The sequence below is a fragment of the Enhygromyxa salina genome (genome assembly GCF_000737335.2).
GTDB classification, from domain to species: domain Bacteria; phylum Myxococcota_A; class Polyangia; order Nannocystales; family Nannocystaceae; genus Plesiocystis; species Plesiocystis salina_C.
In genome coordinates this window covers 84,087-98,637 of record NZ_JMCC02000009.1, presented here as the reverse complement: position 1 = coordinate 98,637, position 14,551 = coordinate 84,087, and the positions used below count along the sequence as shown (strand labels likewise).

Sequence of the window (14,551 nt, the reverse complement as noted above, 5' to 3'; positions counted from 1 at the left end):
TCCTGCCCCCCCCGCGGCACTGCATCTAGCGAGAAGAGAACACAACCATGAAGGTCACCGCATCGATGGTCAAAGAGCTCCGCGAGCGTACGCAAGCGGGCATGCTCGACTGTAAAAACGCGCTCAAAGAGACCGACGGCGACATGGACAAAGCCGTCGACTACCTGCGCACCAAGGGCCTCTCGAAGGCCGCGAAGAAGGCCGGTCGCATCGCCACCGAGGGCGCGATCGTCAGCTACGTCCACGGCGGTCGCGTTGGCGTGCTGCTCGAGGTCAACTGCGAGACCGACTTTGTCGGCAAGCTCGACGACTTCCAGAGCTTCTGCCACGACGTGTGCCTGCAGATCGCAGCGATGAGCCCGCTGGCCGTCGACCGCGAAGGCATTGACGCCGAGCGCGTAGAGGCCGAGCGCGTCGTCCTGCGCGAGACCGCGATCAACGACGGCAAGCCCGAGAAGATCATCGACAAGATCGTCGATGGTCAGATCAACAAGTACTACGCCGACAACGTCCTGCTCGAGCAGAAGTTCGTCAAGGACGACAAGAAGACGATCGAAGAGGTCCAGCGCGAGCTGGTCGCCAAGATCGGCGAGAACGTGAAGATCCGTCGCTTCGTTCGCTACGAGCTCGGCGAGGGTCTCGAGAAGAAGAACGAAGACTTCGCGGCCGAGGTCGCGGCCCAGGTCGCCAACTCCTGAGCGCTTGAGAGGCGGGGCATCAACCCCGCCTTTTTTGCGCCTTCGTCCCAACCCCCGCCGCACGATCACCCAGCATGTCAAAAGCCAGGTTCCAGCGCGTCACGCTCAAGCTGTCCGGTGAGGCCCTTCAGGGCGCCCAGGGCTACGGCATCGATCCCCCGGTCCTCGACACGATCGCGGGTGAGCTCAAGGCCGTCGTCGAGCTTGGGGTCGAGACCGCGGTCGTGATCGGCGGCGGCAACATTTTTCGTGGGGTCAAGGCCTCTGCCAAGGGCATGGACCGCGCCACCGCGGACTACATGGGCATGATGGCCACGGTCATGAACGCGATCGCCCTGCAAGATGGGCTCGAGCGGATCGGCGTGTACACCCGGGTGCTCTCGGCGATCGAGATAAAAGAGGTCGCGGAGTCCTACATCCGTCGGCGGGCCACCCGCCACCTCGAGAAGGGCCGCGTGGTGATCTTCGCCGCCGGCACCGGCAACCCCTACTTCACAACCGACACCGCCGCGGCCCTGCGCGCGATGGAGGTTGGCTCGCAGGTGCTGCTCAAGGCCACCAAGGTCGACGGCGTCTACGACAAGGACCCGCTCGAGCACGCCGACGCGGTCCGGTTTGACCGGGTCGAGTACCTCGACGTGCTGTCCCGCGGCCTGCATGTGATGGACGCCACGGCGATCTCACTTTGCAAGGAGAACAACCTCCCGATCGTCGTGTTTGATATGCTCGCCACCGGCAACATCGAGCGCGTCGTGTGCGGTGAGCGGCTCGGCACGCTCGTCGCGCCCAAGCACTACGAGTGGCCACAGGAACAACCACCAGGCAGGAGTTGAGCGATGGCCAGTTTCGACAGCGAAGAGGTACTGATGGAGGCCGAGACGGGCATGGAGAGCGCCCGCGACTCGTTCGGCAAGGCGCTCTCGCGGGTCCGAGCCGGGACCGCCAACCCAAGCCAGCTCGACGGCGTCCGCGTCGACGCCTACGGCACCCAGATGCGGCTGCGCGAGGTCGCCACGGTCTCCAAGGCCGACGCCCGCCTGTTGATCGTCAAGCCCTTCGACGCCAACACCCTCTCGGCGGTCGAGAAGGCGATCATGAACGCAGGGCTTGGCTTGAACCCCAGCTCCGACGGCGTGGTCCTGCGGGTCCCGATCCCGCACCTCACAGAGGAGCGCCGCAAGGATCTCGTCAAAGAGGTCCGGCGCGCGGGTGAAGACGCCAAGGTCGCAATTCGCCAGGCCCGGCGAAACGCCAACGACGCGTTCAAGAAGGCCGAGAAGGACAAAGAGATCTCGGAGGACGAGCTCAAGTCTGCGCTCGACAGCATCCAGACTCTGACCGACGCCTTCACCAAACAGGTCGACGACTCGCTCGGTAAAAAAGAGTCCGAGATCATGGACGACTGATGCGCACGCGCTTGACGACAACTATTTCCAGCTCGGGCGAGGGCTTCTCGCCCGCTTGCGGACACCTTCGTCGACTGGTTCATCGACTGGTTCATCGCCAGCGATCTGCGACACGGACGCTCGGGCTCTTGGGTCTCGGGGCGCTCTGGTTGGGCCTTGGGGTGGGCCTTGGGGGTTGCTTCATCGAGGCGGCCGAGCCCTCGACCTTTCGGTTCCAGTGCACAGCTAGCAGCGAGTGCGAGACCGGCGAGGTGTGTGCCAGCGGCCTGTGTCAGCAGCCCTGCGGTGGCGCGAACGACACGGAGTGTTCACAGTCCGCCCCCGTCTGCCTCAACGGCTACTGCGCGAGCGTGTGCCCCACCAACGAAGACGTGTGCCCGCCGCCGCAGTCGTGCGTGACGCTGCCAGCTCCTGATGAGGAGCCCGCGACCTCGGGCGTGTGCACGATCCCCTGCGACGGCGACAACCCGTGCGCCGACGGCATGTTCTGCTTCGAAGAGTTCGGCCTGTGCGTGCAGACCTGCATGGCCACGGAAGAGTGCGGCTCGGGCGAGGTGTGCACGCAGGGGTTTTGCCTGCCGTCAAGCTCGAGCGGCGGCGCCCCCTAGGAGCCTACTTTTTTGATTTCTTGGCGGCGGGCTTCTTGGTACCGGCCGACTTCTTCTTGGCCGGCGCGGGTGCGGACGCGACGGTCGAGGGCCGCGCAAACGGCCGCGGACCTTCGCCAGCGCGCAGCTTGTCGCTCATCGCCCCGCCGATCGCCGTCATTCGCTCGCGCACCGCCTGCGCGAGCGGGACGGCTTCAAACGCGTCGAGCTCCTCGTCGGCGATCCTGACCACGCTGGCCTCGCCGGCGTTCACGTGGACCCGATAGCCAAACCGCGTGGCGACAACGCCAACGCCGATCAACTCACCCTCGCCGCCAAACCGAGCGGCGGCCGCCCACGCGGCCGCGAACCCAACCATGCTCTCGGTGAAGCCCGCTTGACCTTGAAACGAGCGCAGCTGGATCTCGTCGCCGGCCCAGTTGATCTCCAGGAATTCGCGCGGCTCCACGAAGTCGACGCCGTCGACGATGTCGCGCACCGTCTCGCCGCTGATGTAGCCCTTGAGCACTTGATACCCAGCGACGCTCTTCCAGTCGAGCTCGGCCGCCAGCCACGCCTCGTGGTGTTGGGCAGGGATCACGAGTCGACCTGAAATGGCGGCGTCCCAGGGCTTCACCCCGCCATCATCGGAGCTCCCCCGCTGCGGCGCAATCCGTTGACGAGCCTGGGCCTGGCGCAATCCCTCACGCGCGGGCGGTCGTGCAACACTATTGTGTGTGAGTAGCCTCGTCGACGGGACCCACCCCTTCACTCCACGGCGCGCACGGGTCGACACGCGAGGGGTCCGTCTGCTACTCGCTGCCGCGTTGCTACTGGGTGTTGGCTGCGACGATCAACCAACGCAGACCCCCGAGCAAGCGGCCACCGTCGACCCCAACGAGCACGCCTTCTTCGATCGTGAAGGCAACCCGAGCGATCTAGACAGCTTCATCGCAAGCCTCGCCGACGTCGACTTCGTCGGGGCTGGCGAGCTGCACCACCACGGCGTGGGCAGCCAGGTCCAGCTCGCCGTGCTTCAGGGCATGGCCGCCCAAGACCGCCCCGTGGCCTTGGCCATGGAGTTCTTCGAGGCCGACCAGCAGGCCCCGCTCGACGCCTACCTGGCCGGGTCGATCGACGAGCCCACGTTTCGCGAACAGACCAAGCGCGACGACAACTACGAGCGCTCGCATCGACCGTTGATCGAGTTTGCCAAGCGCAACGGCATCCCCGTGATCGCGGCCAACGCCCCGCGCCCGCTGGTCACCGCCTACCGCGAGTCGGGGGCGACCTATGCGGACTATCTGGCGACGCTCTCCGAGCAGGATCGGGCGCTGATGCCCCGCAGCTCCGTGCCACCCGACGACGAATTCAAGGCGCGGTTCATGCAGACCATGGGCGAGCGCGGCCCGGCGTTTTATCCCGCGATGGCCCTGTGGAACGACGCGATGGCGGAGTCGAGCGCGGACTTTCGCGCCGAGCACCCCGAGCACCGGGTCTTGCTGATCGTCGGCGTCTATCACGTCGCCAAACACCTCGGCGTCGTCACCCAGTACACCGCCCGCCGACCGCAGGACAGCGTGCGGGTGTTGAGCATGGCGCCGATCGAAGGCCCGATGGTGTTCGACCCGTCCAACCGCGACGAGGGCGACGTGATCTTGCAGGTCCGGTAGCGCGGGCGAGTGTGCTGCGATGAACCACTCCCGCGTGGACCGAGACCAGATGACCCGCTGGCACGCTGACACGCAGCGCAGAGCGTGCCCCACCGTCAGCTGCCGACGCGCAGCTCCACCCGCCGGTCTAGGGGCCACTTGTCGGGGTCTTCGTGGGCTTGGGCCTCCCCCTGGCTCTCGACCTCGACGCGCCGCTTGGTGACGCCTTTTTGGAACAGCACCTCGGCGACAGACTCGGCCCGGCTCTTGCCCAGCTGCTTGTTGTAGGCGTCCGAGCCGCGCGGGTCGGCGTGACCCACGATCCGCAGCTCCTGCCCTTTGAGGGGACCGTCGGTGAAGCACGCGGCGATCTTCGTGGCGATCTGCTCCCCCTCCGAGCTCAGCTTGGCGCTGTCGTACTCGAAGAAGGCCTTGGCTCGCTCGATCCCGCAGAGATCCGCGAGGCCAACGTCGATGACCACCGCGGTGATCTGCAAGGGCACGCTGTCGGGGTTGGCCCAGTCCGCGCCAACGCCCGCGGGAGCGTTGGCGGGCTCGCCGTCGTCGTCGGGCCTCCTGACTTCGGGCTGCGAAGCCTCGGGCTTCTTGGCTTCGGGCTCGGCGCCCGGACGCGTCGACGCGGTGTCGATGTTGTTGTCTTTCGAGCACGCGACAAAGCTCGCCAGCGCGGCCACCCCGACGAACACCAAGACAGCGCAGGGTTGTTGTTTGTGGATCAGCGGCATGCCCCGCCGGGCTGCATGGCTCGTTCCAAGCTCCAACCGATTGCCTCGAGCGGCAAACACTTCGGTGATCACCTGCGCGCCACAGCGCCAACCGCGCCCCAGATCGACGCGGCCCTCACGGTCCCCCCTTTTCCCCCGACACACAGCGTCCGCCGAAGCCACCCGAGCCCCCGGAGTACGTGACCGACCACGGCGTCCACGCCGAGATCCCGGTCAACGCCATGGTCGCCGCGTGGCGGGCCCACTATCCGAAGATCATGAAGACCGGCGTGTGGCCCAACCCGCACGCCGAGCCGGCGGGGCCGCTACCAGTCCATCAGAAGACCGTTGACGAGCGCGCCCACCGACTCGTCCTTGGCGATCCCTTCGAGCGCGGCCACGCCGATCGGCGCGAGCGCGGGATCCTGAACCAGCGCATCGATCAACGTAGCGAGCGCCGTCGCGAACGCAGGCTGGGTGAGCAGCGGATCGAGCACGGCCGTGAGCGCGGCCTCGCTGGGCGCGTCGAGCAGCATCGTGTTGAGCACGTCGACGATCTGCTGCTGCACCTGCGGATCACTGGCCATCGACTCGAGCGCGTCGCTGAGGTGCCCGACGAACGCGGGCGAATCCAGCAACGCGACCACCGCGATCGCAACCTGGGCCTCCGTCGCCGGCAGCCCAAACAGATCCACATAGAACTGCTCGAGCCGCGCGGTCGTGAACCAGTGATCGAGCAACAACGCGGTCGCCTCGCTCGAGCTCGGTCGCTTGCCGCCGTTGAGCTCGGTTAGACGCTCGGCCCAGTTGGCCTCGGTCTCGGCCTTCTCGACCGCCTCGCGGATGATGCTGACGAGGTAGGGGTTCTTGGCGATCGCCGTCTGCAGGCCGTCGAGCGCCGCGACCACCGAGGGGGTGGCGAGCACCTTGTCAAAGCTCTGGTCGAACGCGCGGTCGAACGCCGGGCCGCTGGTCACGGCCTCGATCCGTTGCCCGACCGCGTCGCCGATCGCGTCTGGGCTCATCCCCGGGTTCTCCGCCATCAGCCCGAGCACGATCTGCTGCAGTTGCTTGGACTCGCCCAGCGCTCCGATGATCGACTGTCCGACCGCCGCGAGCTTGGGTGACTGCGCGAGCGCGCTCATGATCCGCTCGCCCGCAGCCCCGACCAGCGGATCGGCCGAGACCTTCTCGAAGCACGCGTTCGCGGCCTGCTCGACCGCGGGCGCGCCTGCGGCCGCGGTCACCCGGCTCTCGAACTGCGTGGTCAGCTGCGCCATGTCGATGTCGAGCGGCGCGCTGGGATCAGCGGCCTTGCTTGCAGCTTTGCTCAGCTCGTCGACCTTCTCGCAGCCACCGAGCGTGGGCAGCGACAGCGCGAGGCCGAGCGCCAGCGCTCGACAGCGAGTGAATGCAGGCTTGGCCAGGGCAACGCGCGTCGAAACCATTCGGCGGCGAGTATATCGCCCGACCGCGTGGGCACAAAAGCCGGGTGTGGCCTGGTGATTGCGCTCGTGGTCGTGCTCTGATCCAGGCCAGTCAGGTGGTCGTATTCGGCCAGCTCTGGCACCGTCGGCGCGACAGTCTCGGCACGAATGTGATAGCGTCGGAAGTGTGAAGCGCAGTTTCTGAATTGGTGGCGATGCGCCCGCTGTACTCACCACAAATTCCGCTGTCGCACCCTGTCCTCGGAGACGAGGAGGTCGCGGCTGTCGAGCAAGTCCTACGCGCGGGCCAGCTCGCCGCCGGGCCCGAGGTGCGCAGCTTCGAGGCCGAGTTCGCCGCCCACTGCGGCGCTCGCTTCGGCATCGCGGTAAACAACGGAACCACGGCGCTCGAGCTCGCCCTGCGTGGGCTCGGGATCGGCCCCGGCGATGAGGTGATCGTGCCCTCGTTCACCTTCATCGCCACGGCCAACGCCGTGTGCATGGTCGGAGCCCGCCCAGTCTTCGCCGACATCGATCCGGTGACGATGTGCGTGAGCGCGGCAACGGTCGCGCCCCTGCTCTCGTCGGCGACGGCGGCGATCATCGCCGTCCACCTCTATGGTCACCCGGCGCCCGTCGACGCCCTCGCTGCGCTGTGTAGCAAGCACGGCTGCGCTCTCGTCGAAGACTCCGCCCAAGCCCTCGGCACCCGCTGGCGGGGCCGCCACGTCGGGACCACGGGCAGCGCGGGCGTGTTCTCCTTCTACGCAACCAAGGCCGTGACCACGGGCGAGGGCGGGATGCTGATCACCAACGATCCCGAGCTATCGGAGCGCTTGCGAATGCTGCGAAACCACGGCGCCCGCGAGGTCGGCATGCACCTCGGCGTCGGCACCAACGCACGCATGAGTGAGATCGCTGCAGCGATCGGGCGCGTGCAGCTGCGCGGGCTCGAAGCCCGCAACGAAGCCCGTCGGGTCCACGCTCGCGCCTACGACCAGGCGCTCGCGGGCGTCGTCGAGCATCCCCGCTGCGCCCCCGATGCAGTCCACGCCCAGCACCAGTACACGATCCAGGTCGACGATCGCCCACGCCTGCTCGCCGCGCTCGAGCGCGCCAGCGTCGGCTATGGGCTCTACTATCCGCGGCCTTGCCACATGCAGCCGGCCTTCGCCCGCGAACGCCCCAGCCTGCCGCACACCGAGCGGGCGGCCGCGCGCGTGGTCTCGCTCCCCGTGCGTCACGACCTCGCCGAGGCCGAGCGCGACACGGTGATCGCCGCGGTCCGTCGAGGAGCGCGCGAGTGAGCGCTCGCCTGCGCCTCGGCGTGATCGGGCTCGGGCACTTCGGTCGCAGGCACGCGCGGCTGTGTATGGGTCTCGCCGGGGTCGAGCTCGTCGCCGCCGCGGATCCTGACCCTCGGGCGACCGTGTCGGGCCTCAGAAGGGTCGCTAGCTGCGACGAGCTGCTGGGGCTAGGCATCGACGCGGCGATCGTCGCCACGCCGCCGAGCCAAAACGTCGCCATCGCAACCGCCCTCGCCAGCGCGGGCGTCCACGCCCTGTTCGAAAAGCCGCTCGCAACCAGCGTGGGCGCGGCGAGGCAGATCGAGGCCACGTTTCGGACAGCCGGCCTGGTCGCGGGGGTCGGTCACGTCGAGCGCTTCAACCCGGCCGCGCGCGCGCTCGCGGCCTCACTGCCACAGATCGCGCCGCTCCACGAGTTCATCGCGCTGCGCCGCGGTCCACCTCCAGCCCGCAGCTGGGAGTTGAGCGTCGGCCTCGATCTCGCGCTCCACGACCTCGATCTTCTGGCCTGGATGGGAAGTGGAATCGCGCAGCTGCGGCCAACGCATACGAGCCGCGACAAGGTCCACGCCGAGGGGGCGCTGCGCGAAGGTACGCGCTTGTCGCTCGTCGCCGATCGCAGCGCGGCCAAGCGCGAGCGCCGGCTCGAGGCCATCGGCGCGCGCGGCCACCTGATCGCCGATCTGGTCGCCCGCGAGCTATCGCTGACGCCCGCGCACGACCCCGTCCCCCGCGTCATCTACCGGGCCGAGCCAGAGTTCGACGCGCTGCGGTGCGAGCTCGAAGGCTTCTGCGCCGCGGTCCTGGATCAAGATCGGGCCGAGCTCGTCACGCTCGAGGCAGGGGTCGAGGCCGTGCGCTTCGCCGCGCAGCTGAGCGCGCAGTAGAGTCGACCGATGGCTTCGACGAGCATCCATCCGGGGGCGTACGTGGCCGCGACCGCCTGTCTCGGTGAGGGGGTCGAGATCGGGTTTGGTGCGGTCATCGAGGACGGCGTTAGCCTTGGCGACGGCTGCGTAGTCGAGCACCACGCTGTCATTCGGCGCGGAGTGAGCATGGGCAGCAACAACTACGTGGCCTCGCACGCTGTGCTCGGCACGCGCCCCCAGCACCTCGAGTTCGATCCGCGCACCCCCACCAGCCTGGTGATCGGCGATCAAAATGTGTTTCGCGAGGGCTCGAACGTCTCGCTCGCTACCTCCGAGGACATCCCAACCCGAATCGGCTCGCGCTGCTATCTGATGACCACCAGCCACGTCGCTCACGACTGCCATCTCGATGACGGGGTGATCCTCGCGACTGGGGTCACGCTCGGCGGCCACGTCGAGGTCGGCCCGCGTGCCTTCATTGGCGGCGGCAGCATGGCGCATCAATGGTGCCGGATCGGCGCCTACGCCATGGTCGCCGGCCTGCTCGCCATTCGCCGGGACGTCCTTCCCTACACCTTGCTCGCCGGCGAGCCACCGCTTCACTACCGCACCAACCTCCTTGGCCTGCGCCGCGCGGGGATCGACGGCGCGCGGCTGGGCAGCGTTGTCGAGGCCGTCCGCCGCCTTCGGTCCGGGGAGGCCCTCGAGGACCTCCCCGACACCCCCGAGCTCCGCTACCTTCAAGCCTGGCTCGCGGCGGACTCCCGGCGGGGGCTGTACCGCTTCGTGGGGCCGCGGACCAAGACCCAGGGCTGACGGGAAGCCAACCACGTCCTCGAGCACGGTCATCAGCGCGCCCGCCGGTCAAGCAGGAACCAACGCAAAGGGGATGCTCGGCTGTGTATTGTAGTAGTCCTCGAGAGCAATCGGCGTCGCGCCACACAGCAACTCGAACTGCGCCTGTTCGGGCATGTCCATCATACTCAGCTGCTCGGAAACCCACACTCGACCGTCACTTGACACCTTCCCGCTCAGCCGCAGCGCAGACCCGTTCACTCGAATGGCAGTGGGCTCGAGGTTCTCCGCGAAGGGCTCGTGAAAATAGCAGTACTTGCCGGCGCCGCTCACCAGCCTCCCGACGACCCCCTGCTTGAACACCCTCATGTCAGTGGTCGTGCCCAAGCCGTAGCGCTGGTTCCCCGACAGCCGCCGATTGGCTCGCGTCATGGCCTCTATGCACCGATTGAGGTTCTCCTTGCCCAAGTCCCCTTGGCGCCTGGCTTCTAGGAGGTTCTCGACCCACCACTGGCCGTAGCCGCTCGAGTAGAACCGCTCTTCATTGATGACGTATGTTCGATCGATGACAGATTCGGAGTCGAGCAAGCTCGCCCTCTCTACTTTGGAGCAGAAGCCATCAAACCGGAGGATGAACGCGCGCGCGCGCTGCTCGAGGGCCACGAGTTGGCTGAAGTCCTCGACCATGTGCCGCTGGCGAACATGATCCTCGACTTCTTTGGACATCCGAGCGTTGCCAACGACCTCAAACCGAGGCTCTGACCGACGAAGCAATTTCAGCCCCCCCATGACCCTCGCTTCCACATCCAGCGCGGCTTGGCGTAGCCGATGATAGTGCCGGAGGAAGTGCGAGAAGTCGAAGACCTCGACCCTGGGCGCCCCTACCCACCCAGTGAACAGAGCGCTGAGATCCGGAAAGGCCAGCTGGGCCAGGGCCTTGAACTCGGACACGAGAAATTGAACGTCGTCCGGGCAGATGGCGACGACACGCTCGATATTTTGTTTGGGAACACCGAATGACAACAACGACGTCTTCGCCAAGGTGAGTTCGTACTCACGATGAAACACGCTCGAGATTACCTCTATGCTCAGCTTGTCCGGGTTGTTTCGCTCGCTGGCAGCGAGGCTCTCCAAGATCCTCAGAGCGCCCCTCCACTCCAACCCAAAGCTGTTGGATGTGTACCGAGCGGTGCGCGAATACTGCGGGTGTCGCCCCAGCACACTGCGCACGGTGTCCATGTCCAAGATATGCCCGTGAACGGATATATTGCCCGCCGAGAAGGCGCCATGAACGACTCCCAGCGTGAATTTCTCGGCCTCTTGCCGAGCGAAGGCGCGCGTCATGTCGAGCAGCGACGCTCGCAACTCGGCCCCCGGCACAAACAAGTGGGTCGGCCGGTCGAGAGCGCCGTTATCTACGCGAGCCACGATCGCCGTCTCGACCTCCGCAGATTCATACTCGGTAGTGATCCAGCGCGGCTGCCTTCGCCTGAGCAGGGCCAGAGTTGGTGATGTACCAAAGCTGGAGTCGAAGTAGAACAGGTCGCTTGCGACACACTCCCAGGCCGCGTCGACGATGTCGACGTATCCGTGTCCGTGGTCGGAGTCGCGTGGCGCCAAGGCGAGCGGCGTTCGGCCAATCCCCTTCAAGTTGATGCTTCGCCCGACATAGGCGGCCCTCCCTGACCCTTGGTTGCCGCTCATGGCAATGCCCAGGGGATCTTCCTGCCGATCAACCCATGCCAAGTGTGAGCCGCGCTCGTCGACCTCGAGGCCAAAAGCCTCACACGCCAGCGGCTCCATCGCCTCGAAGCCCTCCAGACACTCATACCCGAGCCTCGCTGCGATATCCCTGTTGAAGAAGGCCAGCTCGATCTCGCCCAGAGGTATTCGACGCAGCTTGATCGTGACAAACACCCGCTCGCCCAAGCGCTGCACCGCGGCGGGAGTGTGCTTGGGATCGGCCAGCCGAGCCAGAGGCTGCTTCGAACCGCTACTTGCCGGCATGGCGACACTCCTGAGCCATGCACCGCTTTTTGTAGAGCCACACGTCATTCTTGCGAGACAACAGCTGCGTGTGGTGACCTGACTTGGTGAGCAGATCTGCCAACTTGGCCATGACACTGTTGACGAAGGTCACCTTCTCCTCTAGCCCGTGCGTACCCTCAAACCTGGAGATGTAGTTATTTAGCAGGAGCGGCGCATCGCAGCGGGCCAATAGTATGGAAGCCAAGTGATGTGCGATGCGCCCTGCGCCAAGCGAAGCGAGCTGCAACCAGTAGCGCCTGTGCATTTCCGGATCGGAGTACGCCTTCGCTCGAGGGAAGGCTGGTATGGGAAACTGGTTGGCGATGAAGTCATCGACAAAATGATTTCCGACTACCAGGCATGAGTCGCCAGCAAACTGCCTGGTTGTGACATCTTGGGCAGACAGCTTGATGGAGAAGCCTGGCTCGAGGTAGCGATGCACCTGAGCCTGTGCGCTCAGACTGGCGATGTCCAGATCAATGGTCTCGAGCTCTTGCGAGTAGCCTAGGATCTGCAGCGCGAAGATTATCTTGAACGACAACCCGCTGCCTAGCTCGACGATGCGAGGCGGCAACGTAGGTTGGGCGAGCGTCAACACCTGGCTCCACTCACAGATCCTCGACCACATCGGAGCAGGATCCTCGTAGTTCACCAGCTCGCACAGCTGATAGAATGCCTGTTTGCCAGGAGCAGCCGATTCAATCATCATCTTGGGTCAGTGCAAGTTGAGGCGAGCGGGGGATCGAGCACCCCCGTGGGCCTCGCTGGGCGCGGCGAGCATGTCGCCCAACCGCCAGGTCTCGAGCGCCTCAAAAGCCAGGTGTAGCAGGACCTGAGACCCAGTTGTCGGGGATATCGGGGCCCGCCGGATCAATCCGGTGGATCGGCTGCTCATCGACGGGCCACGGACCGATCTCCGGGTCGTTCCACGAGCGATAGGTGCTGATCAACGACTCGCCGTTGGCGCCCAATTCGTACAGCTTGATCCGGGTGAACGGCTGCAACAGCGCGCCGAAGATGTGCGCCGTGTGCGAGCTGATCACCAGCGCCCCACCGGTTGGCCCAACGTAGCCGTTGCCAACGAACAACGCCCGCCGACCCGGCGCCAGGCAGGTCTGGCTGGCCTGAACGCAGCCGCCGTCGCCCCCGACCACCTCGAAATTATCTTGAATGCTGTCGGCGCTTTGGTTGATGTAGTCGCCGAACCAAAGCAGCCCGAGGTCGAGCTGCTTGTCGGACATGTTGAGGATCTCGACGAACTCGTAGGGCATCTCGGAGATCGTGACCCCTGGCGGATCCGCGAAGATCTCGACGATCTGCAGATCCCCCGGCACGAACTCCGTCGCGCCCACGCAGACGCCCACGTTCGGCGTGAACGAAACTCCGAGGTCCATGCAGGCGAACTCTGGCGCCCCGCAGGCCCCCTCACCGAACTCGAGGTTGCAGAGCGGGCTACAGCAGCCCGGTCCGCCCGAGCAGCCTCCGAAATAGTTCGACTCCGGGACGCACCACAGACCCGCCAAGCAGTCGAAGCCGGGATCGATGCAGGCCTCGCCGAACCCCGCCTCGTTGCCGAGCGCGCGGCAGCCAAACCCTTCGAACTCGTTCTCCCAGTAGCAGCCCTGGTCGGGCGGGCAATCCTGGATGAGCGGATCGCAGTTGTTCTCGGGGGGGAAGTCGAGGACCCAACCGGTCTCGGTCTCGGTCTCGGTCTCGGTCTCCGTGTCCGTGTCGCTGCTGCTCGAGTCCTCGCTGCTCCCGCCCTGGGTCGCGTACGGGTAGGGGTCGAGATCGGGGCTCTCGTCCGAGCCGCCGTCGTCCGTGAACGCTGGCAGGCCGCGGGTGCAGCCGAGCAGCAGCCAAGGCACGAGGCCAAGCAGCCGAGCCGAATGACCCCCGATCGACGCGCGCCCGAGCACAGGCATAGGATGTCACCTAGTCGGGAGCCGTGGCAAGCGCGCCCAAACCTGCGGGCCCATCTCGGTCGCACGGGAGCTCGGCGCCCCACGTGGCCAAGCCCACCCGGGTATCGTAGCCGCCGACATGCGCTCCTACCTCCGCGTCTCGCTTCCCTTCGTCTCGGCCGACGACGGGGCACGCTTCGCCGAACATCACGGCGCGACGCTGAACCCAACCCGGGCGCGTCAGCGCTGGTGGGTCGACGTGGACCTCGAGGTCGACGCTCGCCACCTCGATTTGGCGGAGATCCGTCAGCGCTACCACGCGCTCGCACGGATCCCCGCGAGCGAACACATCCACACCCGCGTGTGGCCGATACCGGACCACGACGCCCGCTTGAGCGATCACCTCGACGCGCTGTTCGACGAACGGGATCGCCAGCGAGCCGTGATGATCGGGTTCTATCCGACCGGCGCGGGTTGGGCGTCAGCGGTGGTGGCGAGCGCCCAGGGCGCAATCGACCTGTCGGCGTCATACATTGGCGACGCGCTTGGCGATCTGGGAGCCCTCGCCAACATGATCCTGCGCGGAGACCCGATCGCGCGCGGCAGCTTCGAAGAGGAGCCCGGCGCGTACCGCTGGGTCGCCCGCCGCGTGGGCGAGCGGGTCAGCCTGACGATCTCGCTGTTCGCGGCGTCCGGCCGCGGACGCGACGAAGACGGTGAGCCGTTGCTGAGCGTCGACTGCACCGCGATGGAATTGGGCGCGGCCGTGCTCGCGTGCCTCGACGACGTGCTCGCCCGCTTCGGCGAGGACGGCTACCGGGCGCTGTGGTGCGAGCACGCGTTTCCAACGCTCGAGCGTGACGCGTTGCGCCGGGCCCTCCCGCGGGCGTGAACCCAGTCGAGGCCCGAAGCAAAGCGAAGCGACAAGACCCGTCAGGTGCGAATCACCGCAACCCTCAGGGGCCGCCGCGGCCGATGATGACGATCCCGCCGTTGGGGTCGTCGTCGTCATCCCCGCGGGTCGAGGTGGTGCCAGAGGTGACGCGGCTGGTCGGCGTCGTGGACGTCGTGGACGTCGTGGACGTGCTGCTGCTCGTGCTGGTGTCGCGGGGATCGGTGCTGGTGGACGTGGTCGTGTTTGGCATGATGTCTC

General features: G+C 66.4%; 16 protein-coding genes. 9 read left to right on the top strand and 7 right to left on the bottom strand.

The features are described from left to right. Positions 1-47: 47 nt before the first annotated feature. The 4 genes from tsf (at position 48) to DB30_RS04605 (ending at position 2,712) form a co-directional block, all read left to right on the top strand. Positions 48-698, top strand: a complete 651-nt coding sequence (tsf, locus tag DB30_RS04620; protein ID WP_052546753.1) for a translation elongation factor Ts — start codon at positions 48-50, stop codon at positions 696-698. A 74-nt stretch (positions 699-772) separates the two neighbouring features. Further along, the gene (gene pyrH, locus DB30_RS04615; RefSeq protein ID WP_052546752.1) at positions 773-1,531 is read left to right on the top strand and encodes a UMP kinase; all 759 of its coding nucleotides are present in this window, start codon (positions 773-775) and stop codon (positions 1,529-1,531) included. A gap of 3 nt (positions 1,532-1,534) precedes the next feature. Continuing rightward, complete coding sequence (gene frr, locus DB30_RS04610) at positions 1,535-2,104, top strand: ribosome recycling factor (protein ID WP_052546751.1); 570 nt, start codon at positions 1,535-1,537, stop codon at positions 2,102-2,104. A gap of 161 nt (positions 2,105-2,265) precedes the next feature. Next, positions 2,266-2,712 (top strand): hypothetical protein, encoded by a 447-nt coding sequence (locus DB30_RS04605; RefSeq protein ID WP_146658039.1) that lies wholly within the window; start codon positions 2,266-2,268, stop codon positions 2,710-2,712. Positions 2,713-2,716: 4 nt separating this feature from the next. Here DB30_RS04605 and DB30_RS04600 read toward each other — a convergent pair whose 3' ends face one another. Beyond that, positions 2,717-3,292 carry a hypothetical protein gene (locus DB30_RS04600; RefSeq protein ID WP_052546749.1) on the bottom strand — a complete coding sequence of 192 codons (576 nt, stop codon included), beginning with the start codon at positions 3,290-3,292 and terminating at the stop codon, positions 2,717-2,719. 136 nt (positions 3,293-3,428) lie between these two features. Here DB30_RS04600 and DB30_RS04595 point away from each other — a divergent pair, with 136 nt between their 5' ends. Continuing rightward, the gene (locus DB30_RS04595) at positions 3,429-4,364 is read left to right on the top strand and encodes a ChaN family lipoprotein (protein ID WP_165703624.1); all 936 of its coding nucleotides are present in this window, start codon (positions 3,429-3,431) and stop codon (positions 4,362-4,364) included. A 95-nt stretch (positions 4,365-4,459) separates the two neighbouring features. Here DB30_RS04595 and DB30_RS04590 read toward each other — a convergent pair whose 3' ends face one another. After that, positions 4,460-5,089, bottom strand: coding sequence for an OmpA family protein (locus DB30_RS04590; RefSeq protein WP_146658037.1), 630 nt, complete (start codon positions 5,087-5,089; stop codon positions 4,460-4,462). 305 nt (positions 5,090-5,394) lie between these two features. Then, positions 5,395-6,516, bottom strand: a complete 1,122-nt coding sequence (locus DB30_RS04585; protein WP_052546746.1) for a hypothetical protein — start codon at positions 6,514-6,516, stop codon at positions 5,395-5,397. 194 nt (positions 6,517-6,710) lie between these two features. On the opposite strand from DB30_RS04585, the gene DB30_RS04580 reads away from it, so the two are divergent. Genes DB30_RS04580 through lpxA form a run of 3 tightly spaced genes read left to right on the top strand, consistent with a single transcriptional unit; the run spans position 6,711 to position 9,487 of the window. Continuing rightward, positions 6,711-7,802, top strand: a complete 1,092-nt coding sequence (locus DB30_RS04580) for a DegT/DnrJ/EryC1/StrS family aminotransferase (RefSeq protein WP_146658036.1) — start codon at positions 6,711-6,713, stop codon at positions 7,800-7,802. Continuing rightward, entirely contained in the window at positions 7,799-8,689 is an 891-nt protein-coding gene (locus DB30_RS04575; protein WP_052546744.1) for a Gfo/Idh/MocA family protein, read from the top strand. Before DB30_RS04580 ends, DB30_RS04575 begins: the two co-directional genes overlap by 4 nt. A gap of 9 nt (positions 8,690-8,698) precedes the next feature. Continuing rightward, positions 8,699-9,487: an acyl-ACP--UDP-N-acetylglucosamine O-acyltransferase gene (gene lpxA, locus DB30_RS04570; protein WP_052546743.1), complete on the top strand. Its 789-nt coding sequence runs from the start codon at positions 8,699-8,701 to the stop codon at positions 9,485-9,487. 48 nt (positions 9,488-9,535) lie between these two features. Here lpxA and DB30_RS04565 read toward each other — a convergent pair whose 3' ends face one another. The 3 genes from DB30_RS04565 to DB30_RS04555 form a co-directional block, all read right to left on the bottom strand. After that, the gene (locus DB30_RS04565; protein WP_052546742.1) at positions 9,536-11,404 is read right to left on the bottom strand and encodes a hypothetical protein; all 1,869 of its coding nucleotides are present in this window, start codon (positions 11,402-11,404) and stop codon (positions 9,536-9,538) included. A 55-nt stretch (positions 11,405-11,459) separates the two neighbouring features. Beyond that, on the bottom strand, positions 11,460-12,203 hold the full coding sequence (locus DB30_RS04560) for a hypothetical protein (protein WP_052546741.1): 744 nt from the start codon (positions 12,201-12,203) through the stop codon (positions 11,460-11,462). A gap of 100 nt (positions 12,204-12,303) precedes the next feature. Further along, complete coding sequence (locus DB30_RS04555; protein ID WP_052546740.1) at positions 12,304-13,419, bottom strand: hypothetical protein; 1,116 nt, start codon at positions 13,417-13,419, stop codon at positions 12,304-12,306. 118 nt (positions 13,420-13,537) lie between these two features. Between DB30_RS04555 and DB30_RS04550 the strand changes: the two genes are divergently transcribed. Further along, positions 13,538-14,290 (top strand): hypothetical protein, encoded by a 753-nt coding sequence (locus tag DB30_RS04550; RefSeq protein WP_052546739.1) that lies wholly within the window; start codon positions 13,538-13,540, stop codon positions 14,288-14,290. A gap of 64 nt (positions 14,291-14,354) precedes the next feature. On the opposite strand, the gene DB30_RS04545 is transcribed toward DB30_RS04550, so the two are convergent. Further along, positions 14,355-14,543, bottom strand: coding sequence for a hypothetical protein (locus tag DB30_RS04545; protein ID WP_146658035.1), 189 nt, complete (start codon positions 14,541-14,543; stop codon positions 14,355-14,357). Between the last annotated feature and the right edge of the window lie 8 nt (positions 14,544-14,551).